Annotated in this window: 2 protein-coding genes; both read right to left on the bottom strand. The window is 69.1% G+C overall.

Translation table 11 applies throughout. The features are described from left to right. Position 1: 1 nt before the first annotated feature. Positions 2 to 865 (bottom strand): glycosyltransferase family 2 protein, encoded by an 864-nt coding sequence (locus AAFP35_RS02265; RefSeq protein WP_419219892.1) that lies wholly within the window; start codon positions 863 to 865, stop codon positions 2 to 4. Beyond that, positions 862 to 18,300 carry an amino acid adenylation domain-containing protein gene (locus AAFP35_RS02260; protein ID WP_419219891.1) on the bottom strand — a complete coding sequence of 5,813 codons (17,439 nt, stop codon included), beginning with the start codon at positions 18,298 to 18,300 and terminating at the stop codon, positions 862 to 864. The genes AAFP35_RS02265 and AAFP35_RS02260 overlap by 4 nt, the downstream gene beginning before the upstream one ends. Between the last annotated feature and the right edge of the window lie 297 nt (positions 18,301 to 18,597).

Here is an 18,597-nt window from a genome sequence, read left to right as displayed (position 1 = left end):
ATCAGAGGTAGATCACCCGGTGGCGCAGACTGCCCCACACGCGGCCGACGAGATTGCCGGTGACCCACGACCATTCGCCGCGTCGTCGTCGCGACCAGGCCCACGGCCACACCGGGCACAGCGCGACCACCACCCCCGCATGGATCGGGAACCACCACCACTGGCGGCCGGGAGCGCCGAACTGTTCGGCAACGCGGGCCTCTTCGCGCCCGTAGTCGACCGCCTGGGCAAAGGTCTCCCGCACTCCGGTGCGGTACCTATAGGCGACCATCGCTTCGGGGGCGAATGCGAACCTGTGACCGGAGACCTGTACACGCCAACAGAACTCGACGTCGCTACCGGCCGTCGGATAGGACTCGTCCCATCCACCGACGGCGTCGAACACCTCACGACGCACTCCGAGGTTGCAGCCGAACGTCATCGGCAGAAATCGTCCCAGCACCACCGGACGTTCCGGATCCGGCAGCGCCCGCCAGGCGGCGACGATCGGATCGTTCAGGGTCTCGGACTCCAACGGTCCCCCGACGAGATCGGCGTCGCGTCCTGCTGTCACCATCGCCCGAAGCCAGCCCGGATGGACCGCGTCGTCCTGGTCGCAATAGACGATGAAATCGTGTGCAGCGCAGCGGGTGCCCACATTACGTGCGTGCGAGGTGCCTGCGATGTCCGACGAGTCGACCCAGCGCAGCGCCAATCGGTCACGCAACGGGTGGTCGTCGACATGTCGCCGGAGTTCGGCGCTGCCCTCGTTGTCGCTGACGATGACCTCGAACGCCCCTGGATGGTCTTGCTGTGCAAGTGCATTCAGCTGGACCTCCAGGTCGGGCAGACCCCGGTGGTAGGCGATCACGACGGATGCGGTCACCGCAGCGACCTCCTCAGGGTGGCGACATCGACGGACCGGGCGGCCCGCCCGGCTGCGGTACCCGCGGCAGCGGTCACGGACCTCAGCACCATGAGGAGTCCACGCACGATCTCCTCCGCCGTCGCCTCCTCGAACAGGGCGACCGGGTAGAGCAGGGTGCCGCGCATACCGGCCGGTCTCTGCTGCGTCTGCCCGTCTCGCAGTTCGAGCACGGTGACCTCGAGTTCATGCTTGGCGACCGTGTTGGCCAACGGTTCTCGGGCGATCCGCACCCCGGCGAGATCGAGTTCGGACATCGCGGCCTCCTCGACGGTCGTCTGTTGCAGGATGAGGGTGGTGGCGAAGAATGGATGGCCTGCCGAGCCGCCGGGGTCACGGACGAGTCCGAACTCGTCGACGAGGTCGGGCACGGAGATATCCGGGTTGGCGAGCCCGCCGAGCAGTTGCTCCTGCACCTGCTGCATCACCTGGCCGAAGGTCCGGGTGTCGGTGACGTCGAGTCGCATCGGCAGGTCCTCGGCGAAGTTGCCGATCACACCGTCGACAGCGACATGGGTTCGGTTCGCGTTGGCCGTGCCGACATGGACATCAGGGTGACCGGCGCGGTCGGCGAGGAGCACCGCGAACGCCGCTTGCAGCACCGCGAACACGCCGACCGACGAATCCCGCGCGAGGGTGTCGATCGCCTCGTGCAGGGTCGGATCGATCTCGAATTCGAGTGCGGCGCCTGACGAATCCCACACCTCGCCACGACGGCCATCGGTACGCAGCTGAGCCCTCGCCGACAGTCCGGCCTCGTCCGCACCGAACAGTCGACGCCAATGGTCGAGCTGACGCCGGAACTCGTCGGTCCGGGCCGACCGGTCACCCAGCAACTCGGTCCGCCAGCGCGCATAGTCGACGAAACGCACCTGCGGTTGCGCCAAGACGGGTGCGACCCCGCTGTTGCGCGCGACGAAGGCCGTGATCAGGTCTCGACCGAGCACCGCCATCGACCGGCCGTCGACACTGAGGTGATGCGCCACGAGCAGGAGCACATGCGTGTGGCGGTCCAGTGCCAGCAGGTGCACCCGAATCGGCGCCCAGTGCTCGACGTCCATCGCGGTCCACGCCAGCCCGGACAACACCGTCGACAACGCATCCGGGGAGATCGGCATCGGTGTGAGACCGCGACAGATCGTGGCCGCCAACGACGAGGTCGGCAGCACCACCAACTCCGGTCCATCTCCGCGATCACGATGACAGGTGCGCAGAGCGTCGTGCCGGTCGAGCAGGTCCAGGAGCGCCGACGCGACCGCGTCGAGGTCCAGTTCGCCGGTGAACCGCACGGCGATCGGCACATTCCAGTCCCGTCCGGTGCCGGCGCGAACGGCTTCCCAGATGCGTCGCTGCGCAGGCGCCAGCGGCGCCGAGGCCGGGATCGGCCGGTCGCAAGCCGGTCCGGTCCAGCCGTCGTCAGTGCCCCGGGTGAGGCGCGGATCGCTCCGCTCGTCGGTCGGCAGTCCGGTCAGCCGGGCGCTGAACTCTTCCAGGTCGGCACTGTCGAAGAGCAGCCGCACCGGGATTCGGCAGTCGAGATCGGCCTCCAGGCGTGACGCCACCCGCGTCGCCGACAACGAGTTCCCACCGAGATCGAAGAAACTGTCCGACAGCCCGACCCGTGGGGCACCGGTGACCTCGGCGACCACGTCGACGACGCGTCGCTCGGTGTCGGTTCGCGGCGCGCGATAGACGCTGCGCATCCGGGATGGTCGGGGCAGCCGAGCACGATCGACCTTGCCGTTGTCGTTGTAGGGGAGGGCGTCGAGTACGTGGATCTCGGGCCGCAGATATCCCGGCAGCGAGGTGGAGATCTCGGCGGCGACGTCACCCGGCCGGGCAGCGTCCCCCGTCACGAAGCCGACCAGACGCCGGTCGTCGCCGCCCTCCATGATCACCGTCACCGCCGCATCCTCGACACCGGCGCATCGACGCAGCGCCGCCTCGATCTCACCGGGCTCGATCCGGAAACCACGGAACTTGAGCTGATGATCGCTACGTCCCAGATAGTCGAGTTCGCCGTTGCGGTTGCAGCGCACCAGATCACCGGTACGGTACATCCGGGTCCCGTCGATCGGGTCGGCGACGAACGAGGCCGCGGTGCGACCCGGATCGGCGTGGTAGCCCCGTGCCAGCTGCACACCGCCGAGGTAGAGCTCACCGACGACTCCCGGGGCCACCGGCTGCAGACGCCTGTCGAGCACCCGGAGCGTCACCGATGGTTGTGGTCTGCCGATCGGGATCCGGTCACCGACGGTGGTCACCTCGTGACCGGTCGCACTCACCGCACATTCGGTGGGCCCGTACAGATTGTGGACTTCGGCACGCGAGCCGCTGTCGCGGTGGCGATGCACCAGTTCGGCGGGCAGCTCCTCACCGATGCACAGGACGGTACGCAGCGATTCCGGAGGAGTGCCGGCATCGAGCACCATTGCGAGCGCCGACGGGACCGTCGGGAGCACCGTGATGCGATGGGTCGTCATGGCGCGTGACAACTCGCGGCCGTCACGCTCGGCCCCTTCATCGGCCAGCACGACCCGAGCACCGGTCTGCAACGGCCACCAGTACTCCCAGACGGACAGGTCGAAGCCGGCAGACGTCTTGACCAGCACGGAGTCGCCCGGGCCCATCGGGTGGCGTTCCTGCATCCATCGCAGTTGTTCGCCGACTGCGGCATGCGAGACGCTCACCCCCTTGGGCACACCCGTCGATCCGGAGGTGAACAGCACGTACGCGGTGTTCGCCGGACGGCTCGCGGCGGTTCGGGACTCCCCGATCGTCCCCTGGCCGGCGTCGAGGTCGAGCACGTCCAGATCCAGGTATCGACGATGGTCGGGTGCCGCACCGCCGACACCGAGGACCAGTACGGGCTCCGCGGTGTCCAGGATGAGTCGAGCCCGTTGCGGCGCAACCGGATCGACCGGGACATAGGCAGCACCCACCATCGCCACGGCGTACATCGCGGTCAGCTGCGCCAGACCGCGCGGTGCGGTGATGGCAACGCGGTCTTCCGGTCCGACTCCGTGCTCCATCAACGTGACGGCCAACGCAGTCACCCGCTGGGCCATCTGGCGATAACTGAGGATGCGGTCGCCGCTCACCACGGCGTCGACATCCGGGGTCCGCAGGGCCTGTGTGAGGAAACCGTCGGCGAGACCATGCGATAGATGTGTCGGATACGCTGCAGCGGTGTCGATTCGAGAACGTTCCATATCTGTCAGGAGGTCGAGGTCTCCGACGGGCCGGTGGGGCTCGTCGAGTAGACCTGTCAGGATCCGGACGTATCGCTGAGTGAAGTCGGTGGCCGTGTCGTCGTCGAAAAGGTCGGTGGCATAGACCAACTGACCGATCAGGCCGTCCGGGGTCCCGTCTGCGGTCCACCGGTCTGCAAGGGTCAGATGCAGATCGAACTCGGCGATCTCGTGATGATCGTCGATCACCTCGACGTCGAGACCCGGCAACGAGATCTCGAGCGGTCCGATGTTCTGGAAGGACAGCGCCACCTGGAACACCGGGTGGTGGGCGACGCCGCGGGGCACGTCCAGCGACTCCACGATCCGATCGAACGGGACGTCGGTGTTCGAGAAGGCGTGGAGGGCCACGTCTCTGGCCGCCGCGACAGCCGCGTCACCGGTCGTCGAGGGATCGATGTCGGTGCGCAGCGCCAGCATGTTGACGAACATGCCCACCACACCGTCGAGACGATGCTCACCGCGTCCGGCGACAGGGGTACCGATCACCACGTCACGGTTGTCCCCCAGCCGTCCCAGCAGGATCGCCAGTGCCGTGTGAGCGACCATGAACGGCGTCGCCCCGCGTGCGGCGGCGTGATCGGCGATCCTCGTCCGTAGATCTGTGTCGATGACGAAATCGATGCGTCCGCCGCGACCGCTCGGTCGGGCCGGTCGTGGTCGGTCGGTCGGCAGATCGACCACCGGCGGCGCTCCACGCAGTCGTCGGGACCAATCCTGCAACTGCCTCGCCGACGGTCCGTCCGGGGCGTCGAGCAGCGCACGCTGCCAGACGGCGAAGTCCGCGTATTGCACCGCAGTTTTCGACACCGCAGGGTTCGACACCGCTGGCGCATCACCCCGCACCCGTGCGGAATACCCCGCGGTCAGCTCGGCGGCGAGGGTGACCATCGACAATCCGTCCGCGCAGATGTGGTGCACCACGAGGACGAACACGTACTCGGCGCGCACGGAATCGATGATCAACAGTTCGGCGTGCACGGGTGGGCCGGCGGTGACGTCGAAGGCCGTACGCGTGATCTGGCGGATCGCCTCGGGCAGGTCGGCTTCCGACACCGGCGTCAGGCGCAGCGCGTCGGCGGGCGCGGGCCGAACAACCTGATGGGGCCCGTCGCCCGCATCCGGATAGGCCGTCCGAAGCACCTCGTGCCGTTCGACGAGATCCGACATCGTCGCGGTGAAGGCGTCCACGTCGAGATCGCCCGAGATGCGCAGCACGACAGGGATGTTCTCGGTGAGAGCACTGGGATCGTAGCGGTTCAGGAACCACATCCGCTGCTGCGCAGGCGACAGCGGAATCCGGTCCGGCCGTGGCAGGTCGCCGACCGTCGGGCCGTGTGACGCGGACGCCGCACGCAGACGGTCGACGAGGAGCGCGGCAGTGGGCGCGTCGAACAGGTCGCGCACCGACAGCTCACGTCCGGTCTCGGCACGGATCCGCGCCACCGCCTGAGCTGCGTTCAGCGAGTTCCCACCGGCATCGAAGAAGTTGTCCGCCAGTCCGATTCGTTCCCGGCCCAGCAGCCCGGCGAACACCTCGGTGACGACGAGTTCGTCTGTGGTGGTGGGGGCCACATAACCGGCGACGGCGAACTCCGGTGTGGGCAGGGCCCGGAAGTCGACCTTGCCCGCCGGGGTGAGTGGCAGTGAGCCGATCTCGGTTGTGACGGCGGGGACGGCGTACACCGGAAGGGACGCGCGCACATGCGCGTCGAGTCCGGTGAGATCCGGTGTCGACCCTCCGTGTGCACTGCCCTTCTCGGACACCACGTATGCCACGAGGACCGTCGTCCCGTCGACACCCGGTCGCCCGGTGACGACCGCCGCCGCGACACCGGGATACGAGCGGAGCACCGCCTCGATCTCCCCGGTTTCCACGCGGTGTCCGCGGATCTTGAGCTGTTGATCGGTGCGGCCCAGGTGGATCAGCTCGACCTCGGAGTCGCTGCGGTCGGCGCGGACGAGGTCACCGGTGCGGTACCGACGCGAGCCCGGCGGGCCGTAGGGATCGGCCACGAAGGTCGCCGCGGTGAGGCCGGGGCGCCCGTGATAGCCACGCGCCAATCCCGGACCGGCGACATGGAGTTCGCCGGGCACCCCTTCCGCGCAGTCGGACAGGGTCTCGTCGAGGATCCTGATGTCGGCCCCCGCGATGCCGCGACCGATCGGCACCGCCGCCGCGACGTCGTGCAGCGGGCCCGACATGGTGGCCATGATCGTGGATTCGGTCGGGCCGTAGGCGTTGAAGAAGCGCTTGCCCAACCCGATCCAGCGCTGCGCGGTCGACGGTGCGCAGGCATCGCCGCCGACGATCACCGTCTGCAGCCGGGGCAGCGGGTCGTCGGCATCCGGCCCGGGGTCGATCGAGTCCAAGACGGCCGGTGTCAGAAAGGCGTGCGTGATCGACTCGGACCGCAGGAATGCGGTGAGGTCGTCGGCACCCACGATGTCGGTGGGCGCGATCACGGTGGTCGCTCCGACTGCAGCCGCCAACAGGATCTCGAGTACGGCGGCATCGAAACTCGGCGATGCGAAGTGCAGGACGCGACTGTCCGGTCGCACCCCGTGCCGTCGCTGTTCGGCGACGAACGACGACAGGCCGCGGTGGGTCATCGCGACGGCTTTGGGCCGCCCCGTGGAACCGGAGGTGTAGATCAGGTAGGCCAGCTGGTCGACATGGCGAGCCGCAGGCAACTCGGTCGAACGGATATCTGTGTGCGGCAACGCGTCCATCTGTTCACGCAGCACCGGGTCGTCGAGAAGTACTGTGCTGTGCACGTTTTCGGGTACCACGTCGCTCATCGCATCCCGGGCCGCGACGGTGGTGACCACGAGCGAGGCGCCGGAATCGGCCAGCATGAAGGCGATCCGGTCGGCCGGGTATCCCGGGTCCACGGGGACGAAGGCGGCACCCGTCGCCGCCACCGCTCGCAGGGCGATGACCGACTCCACCGATCGCGGTATGCACAGCGCGACCACCGATTCGGGGCCGGCTCCGCGCGCGATGAGTACCCTCGCCAAACGGTTCGCGCGGGCCGCGAGCTCGGACGCACCGAGCTCCCGGCCGTGAGTTCCCTCGTCTCGACCGATCAGCCGATGACCGGCGTGTGCGAGGATATCGTGCAGCAGAACGGGTTCGGCCGGCGCAGCGCCGCTCAGGGCGGCGATCGTCGTCCGGTCGGTGTCGGTGAGCAGGTCCCCGTCGACCGGCCGTATCTCCGGATCGGCGACGGCCTGGCGCAGCACCCGAGCGAACCGATCGAGTACCGCGGCCCCCGTTTCGCTCCGGTAGACCTCTGGCCGATTCACCACGGCGAGGTCCACGCCGCCGTCGGACGTCGTGGTGGCGGTGAACTCGAGATCGAAACGAGCGATCGGGATGTCCAGGCGCAGCGGTGCACCGACGACGGATGCCTCTGCGGCGGGATGTTCGTCACCGTCGAGGGTCAGTGTCACCTGGATCAGGGGGTGACGGGCGCCGGCCCCGTCACGCGTGATCCCGAGTCGGTCGACGATCTCCTCGACGTCGAGTGCGCCGTGGTCGACGGCACCGACGATCGCCTCGCGGGAGCTCTGCACCGCGCTGCCGAATCCCTGTGTCGGGTCGATGGCGGTGCGCAGCGGGATCATCGTGACGAACATGCCGACGAGATCGGCGACCTCTGCCTCGTGTCTCCCCGACACCGGCGTACCGATGACGATGTCACGCCCGACACCCGAGCGGCCGAGCGCCACCGCGAGTGCGGCGTGCAGGACGGCGAAGACGGTGCTGTGTGTGCGTCCGGCGAGGGCACGGATGTCTTCGACCACCGCGGGTTCCAACGCCCGGTGGTGTACCCGCGACGGTTCGTCGATCCGGGGATCGGGTTCGGGCGCCGACACCGCGGGCACGCCGGCCAACCGCTGCGACCAGTAGCTCAGGTGCGCAGACAGTTCGGAGTCCGGATCGTCGGCGCTCCCGAGTCGCGCGGCACGGGCGAGGACGTGATCGGCGTACTGCAGCGGCAACGCCGCCCACTCGGGCGCGCGACCGGACAGCCGGGCCGTGTAGGCGCGATGCAGATCCGCGGCGAGTACGCGCAGCGACCAGCCGTCTGCTGCCACGTGGTGGACGGCGAGCACGGCAACGGTCTCGGTGCCCGTCTCCCGGACCACCACACGCATGGGCAGATCGACGGTCAGGTCGAAGGTCATCGACATCGCCGTGGCGACCGCATCGGCCTGCGCCGCGTCCCCGGGCGCGTCCGCACCCTCGAGGATCCGCAGCAGATCGCCGGGCCGCACACGCGTCATCGGCACCACCTGCTGATGCGGCCCGGAGAGTCCCTCCGGGTACACCGTCCGCAGGATCTCGTGTCGATCCACGACGTCGCCGATCGCCGCGCGCAACGCGTCGGCGTCCAGGCGCTGCGGGATGCGCACCGGCGCAACGATCAGGTAGGCCGACGATGTCGGATCTAGCCGGTTGTGCAGCCACATCTGTGTCTGGACCGGACTCAACGGGATCTCCGACGGCCGGGCCACCGGAGCCGACGGCGTGGCCATCGCACGGTCGGAGGCCGCGGCGACCGCCGACGCTGTGCGGCCCTCGAAGACCGCGCGCACCGGCACCCGGACACCCAGTTCTCGCGCGATGTCGGCGACCACGCGGGTTGCGACCAACGAGTTGCCGCCGACCTCGAAGAAGTCGTCGTCGACCCCGAAATCCTCACCCAGGTACCCCCGGATGATTCGCAGGACGACCGCTTCGGTCTCGGTCCGTGCCGCCGTACCGGTGCCATGAGACGACGCCGGCGGAGTCAACGCTGCGCGGTCGACCTTTCCGCTGCTCGTGATGGGCAGGGCCGCAACGATCGTCACGTGCGCGGGCACCATGTGATCGGGCAGGGCGTGTGCACAGTGTGCACGCAGGGCTGCGGCCACCGGTTCCGGCTCGGTCTCGGCGGGCACGACGTGTGCCACCAGCTGCGCTCCCGACCGCGGGTCGTCGTGCACCACCACCACGGCGGCGGCCACGCCCGGATGCGCATGCAGGACACTCTCGATCTCGCCGAGTTCGACCCGCTGTCCACGGATCTTCACCTGGAAGTCGCTGCGTCCCAGGTACTCCAGCACCGGGTCGGTCTCCCGGTCGCGGGGGCGACGCCACCTGACCAGATCGCCGGTGCGGTACAGGCGACCACCGTCGCCCCACGGCGAGGCGACGAAGCGGGCCGCGGTGAGATCGCCGCGTCCGTGGTAGCCGCGGGCGAGTTGCAGCCCACCGAGGTAGAGTTCGCCGACCACACCGGCGGCCACCGGACGCAGCCGGTGATCGAGGACGTGGACGTGGTTGCCCGCGGTCGGCCGTCCGATCGGTATCGACAGATCCGAGGCGTCGCGCAGCACCTGCGTCGCGGTGACGTCCACGGCGGCCTCGGTGGGCCCGTAGAGGTTGTGCAACTCTGCCGATGTGCCGGCCAACACGGCCGCCGCAGTTCCCGCGCCCAGTGCCTCGCCGCTGGTGAACACCAGCCGCAGCGAGTCGACGTCGGCCGGCGAGGTGTCCGCCGCCAAGAATGCGTCGAGCATGGTGGGCACGAAGTGGATCACCGAGACGTGGTGTGCGCGGATCAATTCGGCCAGCACCATCGGATCACGGTGGGCATCCGGTGACGCGATCACCAGATCGGCTCCGGTGGCGAACGGCCAGAACAACTCCCACACGGACACGTCGAAGGTGATCGGGGTCTTCTGTAACACCACGTCGTCGGCGCCGATCGGGTGTCGGGTCTGCATCCAGTCCAGCCGGTTGACGATCGCCTCGTGGCTCACGGTGACCGCCTTGGGCACGCCGGTCGATCCCGAGGTGAACAAGATGTAGGCCGGATGGGCGGGCAGCAGCGGTGCACGGCGATCGCCGTCGGCGATCACCGCGTCGTCTCGGCCCAGATGCCGATCGGTCGGGTCGATCACGCGGTCGGCGTAGCGGGGCGGCAGCTTCGGGGCGATCGACTCGTCGCCCACCACCAGGACCGGATCGGTGATGTCGATCATCGCCGCCACACGCGCCGCCGGTTGTGCCGGATCGATCGCCACGTACGCGCCGCCCGCCACCACCACCGCGTGGATGGCGACGAGCATCTCGACCGACCGTGGCACGGCGATCGCGACGGTACGTTCCGGCGCCACCCCGGCGGCGATGAAGGCGCGGGCGGTGCGTGCCACCCATCGGTGGAAGTCGGGTACCGTCATCGTCGACCCCTCGTCGACGATGACAGCGTCGGCGACACCGGATTCGTTGGCGGCCAACAACTCCGGCAAGGTGCGAACGCACGGGTCGGTCGGCGTCCGCGGTGCTGTCCCCCACCGTCGCAGCATCGTGAGGCGATCGTCGGCGGTGAGCACGTCGATGTCGTGCAGGCGCGGGGAAGCGATGTCGGATGCCGCGACGAAGCTGCGCAGTACGTGGAGCAGCATGTCGGCGAATCCGGTCACCGTCGTGTGATCGAACAGGTCGGTGGCATAGGTCCACCGAGCCCGCAGCGACTCCCCGTCCGGAGTCGTCTCCGGCACGTCGACGGTGAGGTGGAGATCGAAGCGGGCCAACGCGATCTCGACCGGGATCGGGGTCGCGGTGAGATCGCCACCGTGTAGGGCGTCGGGGGTCGGTTCGCCGAAGGCGAGCATCGTCTGGAACACCGGGTGGTGGGCGCCACCGCGATCCGGCTCGAACTCGTCGGCGATCTCGTCGAACGGGATCTCCGAGTTCGTCTGCGCGGCAAGGTCGACCGCTCGGACGTTCCCGATGTACTCGTCCAGAGTGATGTCCGGGTCCACCTGCGTGCGCAGGACGACCGTCTCCACGAACATGCCCACGACCTCGTCGAGCATCCCACTCGCGCGGCCGGCGACCGGTGTCCCGACCACGATGTCGGCAGCGCCGGACAATCGTGCCAGGACGACGGCCAGCGCGGCGTGCACCACATGGAACAGCGTCGCCCGGCGGGCACGGGCGAACTCGACGACAGCGCCGACCAACTCCGGCTCCACCACGAACTCGACGGTCGCGCCGCGGTGCGTCGGGCGGGCCGGACGCGTGCGATCCGTCGGCAACGGCAGCGGTCCGGGCAACCCGGCGAGAGTCGTACGCCAGTGATCGAGCTGACGGACGACGGACGGGTGGCGGTCGTTTCCGTCGTCACCGAGCATCGCCGACTGCCACACCGCGTAGTCGGCGTACTGGAGCCGTGGTTGCGTCCGCGTGTGCCCCGCGTATCCGGCCAGCAGATCGGCGACCAGCAGTCGGACCGACCAGCCGTCGGCCGCGATGTGGTGGACCACGGCGATCACCGCATGGACGTCGGCACCCATGCGGATGACCGACAGGCGCAAAGGGATCTCGGCGGCGAGGTCGAATCCGCGGGAGGCGACTGCCAGAACCAGGCCGGGCACATCGGCATCGATCGCCGAGACGTCGTCGTCGCACCCACTCAGATCGATGTCGGCACGCGCCAGCGCATCCGCGGTCGTGTGGATCCGTTGGGTGGGAACACCGTCGACGGCCGCATACGTCGTGCGGAGGATCTCGTGGCGATCGAGCACATACCGCAGCGCCGATTCCAGACGATCAGGGTCGAGGGGGCCGACGACTCGCAGTGCGAACGGCAGGTTGTACAGGGCGGTGCCGGGCTCGATCTGATCGAGCAGCCACATGCGCCGCTGCGGGCGCGACAGCGGCAGCACACTCGGCCGTGTCGCGACGCCCATCGGTGGACGATCGGCGGCCGTCGCGGCATCGATCCGGTGCGCGAGTTCGCCCACCGTCGGGGCGTCGAACACGACGCGAACGGGCAGTGCGACATTCCAGGTGTCCGTCATCCGCGCCGAGAGTCGCGCGGCGAGAAGAGAATTGCCACCGAGGTCGAAGAAGTCGTCGGTGCGGCTGATCGGCTCTGGTGCGTCGAGCAACTCGTCGAGCAGTGCCACCAGAGTCCGCTCGGTGTCGGTCTGCGCGCCGACGTACCCCGTCGAGACCCGCGCAGGCGCCCGAAGCGCGGCGCGATCGACCTTTCCGTGGATTCCGCGAGGGAGTTCGGCGAGCACCACCGCGGCGGTCGGCACCATGTAGGCGGGCAGCCGGTCACGAAGTTCACGCAGGACGTCTCGGGTGTACGCCTGCGGTGTCACCTCTCCGACCGGTACCAGGTGGATCACCAAGGTGTCGGCGTGTGCGGTGACAGCTGCCGCGGCCACCCGGGGATCGCGTGTGGCGGCCTCCTCGATCTCGCCGAGTTCGATCCGCTGACCTCGGATCTTGACCTGGAAGTCGTTGCGGCCCAGGAACTCCAATTCGCCGTCTGCGGTGATCCGCCCCACGTCGCCGGTGCGGTAGAGGCGATCTCCCCCACCGGCGGGATCGGCGATGAACCGTTCGGCGGTGAGATCGGCGCGTCCCTCGTAGGCTGTCGCCAGCTGGATGCCACGCAGGTACAACTCGCCGACGACGCCGATCGGCACCTCGTGCAGACGGGCGTCGAGGACCACGACGGCCGAGTCGTCGACCGGGACGCCGATCGGTACGGTCGCCGCAGCGCGGTGCCCGCGGTCCCACTCGTGGACGGTGATGCCGACAGCCGCCTCCGTCGGACCGTAGAGGTTGACGACCTCACCTGCCAGGGTGTGCGCCGCGCGTTCTGCGGTGGCGCGGCCCAGGGGTTCACCGATGCACAGGATCCGGGGCAGTGGGCGCGCGGGCACACCGCTGTCGGCCGTCGCGTCGAGGTGCGCGTCGAGCAGCGACGGCACGAAGTGGGCGGCGGTGACCCCCGACTTCCGGACGAGCGCTGCCAGATAACGCGGATCGCGGTGTCCGTCCGCCGCTGCCAGGACGAGTCGGGCACCGTTGATCAACGGCCAGAACAGCTCCCACACCGACAGATCGAAGGTGAGCGGTGTCTTGAGGATCAGCGTGTCGCCGGCATCCACCGGGAAGGCCCGCGATTTCCACCGCAGTTGGGCGGCGATGGCACGGTGTGACACGGCAACGCCTTTGGGCGTCCCGGTGGATCCGGAGGTGTAGATGACATAGGCGGTGTTGGCCGGTCGAAGCGGTGCCGTCCGATCGGCATCGACGATCGGTCCCCCGTCCGCGACACAGGCCGAGCCCGGCCCGGTGTCGCGCACGTCGATCACCGGAAACGGCAGGTCATCAAGGCCCGCAACATCGTTCCCGACGGTCAGGACGGCCGCGGGGCAGCAGGAGTCGAGCACCATCCGGTTACGTTCGGCGGATGCGGCGGGATCGATCGGCACGTAGGCCCCACCGGCACACAACACCGCCAACACCGCATCCACCAGGTCGGTCGACCGCGCGATGGCCACCGCCACCCGCACCTCCGGCCCGATCCCGGCCTCGATCAGCCTGCGTGCCAGTCGATGCACCCGCACAGCGGTCTCGGCATACGTCGTCGCCGCGACCGCGTCGCCGTCGGGCAGCAGTGCCGGCGCATGGGGGTGTCGCTCGAAGGCCGACTCGAGCAGTGCCACCAGAGTGGTATCGGCACGGCCGCTGCGGGCCCCGGCGAGAGCGCCGTCACCCGCGGTCCGCGCCAGGTCTCCGATCGGCGTGTCCCCGGCGTCCACGACGGCCGCGAGCACGGCCAGCCACAGGTCATGCCATCGTTCGATGGTGCTGTGGTCGAACAGGTCTCGGTCGTAGTCCCACTGCAGGCGCATCGCGCCGCTGCCTGCGCCGTCCTCGACGATCGTCAGGTGCAGGTCCGATTTCGCCACGCCCAGGGACGGCTCGAGGATCTCGACGTCCACACCGTCGACGACGACGGTGGCGGCGGCGATGTTCTGGTAGGAGAAGCCGACCTGGAAGAGTGGGTGGTGGGCACCCGAGCGTCGCGGCCGCATCAGATCGACCAGCCGGTCGAACGGTATGTCTGCGTGCTCGAACGCCTCGAGGTCGGTGTCGCGCACGTCGGCGAGGAACTCGGCGAACGTCATCTCCGGCCGGACCTCGGTGCGTAGGACGACCGTGCCCACGAACATGCCGACGAGCTCGGCGAGGTCTCGATGGCCTCGCCCGGCAACCGGTGTGCCGACCGCGATGTCGGTGCTGCCGGCGAGCCGGGAGAGGGTCACCGCCAGTACGGCGTGAGCGACCATGAACGGCGTGGTCCCGGTCGCGGCCGCGACGGCGCGCAGACCACGAACGGCATCCGGGTCGACGGTGGTGCGCAGCTCTCCACCGCGGCCACCGGCCCGGGCAGGTCGGGGCCGATCGGTGGGCAGGGCGAGCAGGTCGGGCAGACCGGACAGCCTGCGGCGCCAATACTCCAGCTGCACAGCGGACACCGATTCTGCGTCGGCTTCGCTGCCCATCATCGCGCGATGCCAGACGGTGTAGTCGCGATAGGTCACCGGCAGCGGCGCCCAGCCCGGAGCGGTGCCCCGACGGCGGGCGTGATAGGCGACACCGAGGTCCCGGGCCAGCGGGGCGGTCGAGGATCCGTCGGCGGCGATGTGGTGAGCGACGCACACCAGGACGTGGTCGTCCGCGGCGAGCCGCAACAGACGCACGGCCAGAGGCACCTCGGTGGTGACGTCGAAACCCGTTGTCGCCAGGCTCCTCAGGCGCGATTCCACCGCGCCTGAGTCGATGGTCTCCGGTTCCCGCACGGCCGAGACGTCCACCGCGGAGGCCGCCAGGACGTGCTGGGTGGGCCCGTGAGGTCCGTCGGGATACGTGGTGCGCAGTGTTTCGTGGCGTTCCACCAGGTCGGCGACCGCAGCGGCGAGCGCGGCCGCGTCCAGCGCGCCACGGAAGCGCACTGCCAGCGGGATGTTGAACATCGGCGAAGCCGTGTCGACCTGGTTGACGATCCACATCCGCTGCTGCTGCGGGGAGACCGGGACGGCGTCGAGGACACCTCCGGTGCGCAGCGGCGGGACCGTTCGGGTCACCGCGTCGTCGAGACGCCCCGCCAGCGCCCGCACCGTCGGAGACTCGAACACCCAGCGGACCGCGATGTCGGCGCCGAGATCAGCGGCCAGGGCTGCGACGAGTTGTGTGGCGCTCAGCGAGTTGCCCCCGAGAGCAAAGAAGTCGTCGTCGCGCCCGACCCGATCGACGCCGGTGGCTGCAGCGAATGCCTGTGCCACAGTTCTTTCCGCATCCGAACGAGGGGCCTCGTAGGCGACACCGTGTACGTCTGGCGCGGGCAGGGCCGCACGGTCCACCTTGCCCGACGAGGTCAGCGGGACGGTGTCCAGCCGTACCATCGCGCCGGGCACCATGTGTGCGGGCAGCCCGGCGCGCACCCGTTCGCGGACGGCGTCCGGGTCGGCACTGCCCGTGAAATAGCCGACGAGCATCCGCTGTTGCCGGAGACCTGCTCGCCGCTGCTCGTGTGTCTGTTCGATCGACGTGTGGACCTCCGCGATCGCGACGTCGACGCCGGGTACGGCCGCGATGGCCGATTCGATCTCTCCCAGTTCGATGCGGAAGCCACGGACCTTGACCTGTCGATCGGCTCTCCCCCGATATTCGAGATCGCCAGACGCAGTCCACCGCACGAGATCTCCGGTCCGGTACATACGGGAACCGGGGACGCCGAACGGATCGGCGACGAATCGGGCCGCGCTGAGTCCCGGCCGCCGGTGATAGGCGAGTCCGACACCGGATCCGGCGATGTAGAGTTCGCCGGTGGCTCCGATCGCCGCAGGCTGCAGGCGATGATCGAGGACGACCACGGCCGTCCCCGCTATCGGCGTACCGATGTCCGGGGCCCTGTCTGCGTGCAACGGACCGGCCAGCGTCGCCATCACCGTCGTCTCGGTGGGTCCGTATGCGTTGAACATCCGCCGCCCGCTCGACCATCGGGCGACGAGTTCCGGCGGGCACGCCTCGCCCCCGACGATGACGGTCCCGAGATCCTCGAGCCCGTCGGGCGGGACCGAGGCGAGAGCCGCGGGAGTGATGAACGCATGCGTGACGCGCTCCGAGCGCAACACGTGCGCGAGTTCGGTACCGCCGTACACATCGGGCGCCACCACCACCAGCGTCGCACCGGATGCGAAGGCCAGCAGCAGTTCGAGCACCGCGGCGTCGAAGCTCGGGGAGGCGAAATGCAGTGTCCGCGAGCCTGGTCCGACACCGTAGCGTCGGATCTGTTCGTCGGCGAAGGACGCCAGACCGCGGTGGGAGGTCACCACCCCCTTGGGTGTGCCCGTCGATCCCGAGGTGTAGATGACGTATGCGGGATCATCGACGAGCAACGGCCGCAGTCGGTCCGCGTCCGTGACGGGTTCGGTATGCACCGCACCGTGGGCAGCAGTCGGCCGTTCGTCGACGTTCAGCCAGCGCACGCGGTTCTCGCCGACCTGACGGTCGGACCGGCCGCTACCGCCCGGCCCGGTCACCCCCAGCCGCGCTCCACTGTCGGTGAGCAGGTGCGTGATGCGTTCGTCGGGCAGTGCGGGGTCGATCGGCACGAAGGCGCCGCCCGCCGCGAGGATCGCCAGTTCGGTGATCACCGAGTCGATCCCTCGGGGCAGTAGCACGGCGACGATGGTCCCCGGCCCCACGCCCAGACGGATCAGGTCGCGCGCGAACAGAGTCACATGCTGCCACAGCTCTCCGTAACGCAGTGACCTGTCACCGGCCACCAACGCCGCGCACTCCCGATGGCGGAGGGCCGTCCGGGACAACAGGTCCGGAAGCGGCGTGGCGTCGACCGCCCGTCGGCCGCGCGCCGGCACGAAGCGAGCACGCTCGGTGTCGGTCACGATGTCGAGTTCGGCGACTCGCGTGTGCAGACCGGCCCGGACGAGATTGCCGAGCAGGATCACGAACCGGCGATGATGGGCGACCAGGTCGTCGGCCGGATAGGCGGCGGCGTTCGCCTCGAGATCGATGCGCACGCCACCGGTCCCCGAGTACACGGTGAAGGCGAGGTCTTCGGTGGGGCCGGTGCTGAGAATGTAGCTGCGGCCCGTGCAGTCGCCGAGGCGGACCTGGTCACGGAACATCATCACGTTGACGGCGGGGCCGAAAAAGCCTCTCCCGACAGCGGTCCGGTCGGTCAGCTCCCGGCGCATGTCCTCGAACCGGTATCGCTGATGACGCAAGGCACCACTCAGCTCTCCGGTCACGGCTGCGACGAGTTCGGCGATCGTGGTGTGCGCGGTGACCCGCGCGCGGATCGGTACGACATTGGAGACCATCCCGCCCGACCGGCGCAACAGTGCATTCGTGCGGGCCGACACCGGCAGGCTCAACGCGATCTCGTCGACGCCCGACATTCGGGCGACGTACAGTGCCGCCGTGGCGGTGACCAGCGCGGCCACGGTCACCGAGTGCTCGGCGCAGAACGCGTCGACATCGGCCTGCAGACCCGGGTCGAGGGAGTCCCCGACCGTGCGCGACCGCGTCCCGGCGCCCTCGACCGGATCGGCCAGACGGACCGGCTCGGGCAGGTCGCGAAGCCGCTGCGCCCAATGTCGGCGGTCCCGCCCGAATCGGGTCGAGGAGCGATAGGTGGCATCGTCGGCGTGGAGGTCGGCCAGGGTGCCCGCGCGCGACGGCGCGGGGTCCGCACCGGTCGCGCGTGCGCTGTAGAGCGCAACGATTCGTCCGACGAACTCGGATGCTCCGTAGCCGTCGAGCAGGATGTGGTGGACGCGGGTGTACCAGAACCATCGGCGATCGGCGACACGAAGAGTCGCGGACTCGATCAGCCTGTCCGCGAAGAGGTCCAGCGGTCGGCGGAACTCGTCGTCCATCCAGACATGCGCCGCGGCGACCGGATCCCGGCGACCGCGGAAGTCCAGATGGATCGTCTCGTCGCGCAGCGAATCGTCGAAGTACTGGACGGGTTCGGCCGCGACGTCGGATGCCTCGGCGGGGATCAGACGGACCATCGCCGTGCCGAACTCACGAGCGGCCTGACGGCCTGCTGCGCTCAGGGACTCGGTGTCGAGGTCACCGTCGATGTCGACGTACTGGGCGATGGACAGCGGCGTGTCCGGTGAGAGTTGTTGCGCGAACCAGATACTGCGCTGTGCCGCCGACAACGGCACGACGAGTTCGTCCTCGGGCCCCTCCCCTGGAGTCCCACCATCGGGCGCAACAGCGTGAACATCGTTGACCGTCACAGTGTTTCAACTTTTCTAACCAGGCTTCGAGCACGCCTCCACCGGATTGGTGAACCCGGTGACGACGATCCCGAGGGCGGAACGGATCACTCTCGCCGATCCGACGGCCACCCGCGGGGCGCAACGCGCCCGATGGGGCCCGGCACGATCTCGCTCGCACCGGCGGTCATCGTCTACAGTGAGCGCCGCACCGCACGAGCACGGATTGGCTACGCTAAATTAGCACAGGCTAACCTTAACGTCGCCACAGCCACTCAGTACCTCGCCGTACCCGCCCGATGGAGAGCCCGATGACCT

Source organism: Gordonia sp. CPCC 206044 (genome assembly GCF_048537895.1).
In the GTDB taxonomy this organism is placed as follows: domain Bacteria; phylum Actinomycetota; class Actinomycetes; order Mycobacteriales; family Mycobacteriaceae; genus Gordonia.
The sequence above is the reverse complement of the archived record's forward strand: the minus strand, read 5'-3'. Positions and strand labels throughout refer to the sequence as shown.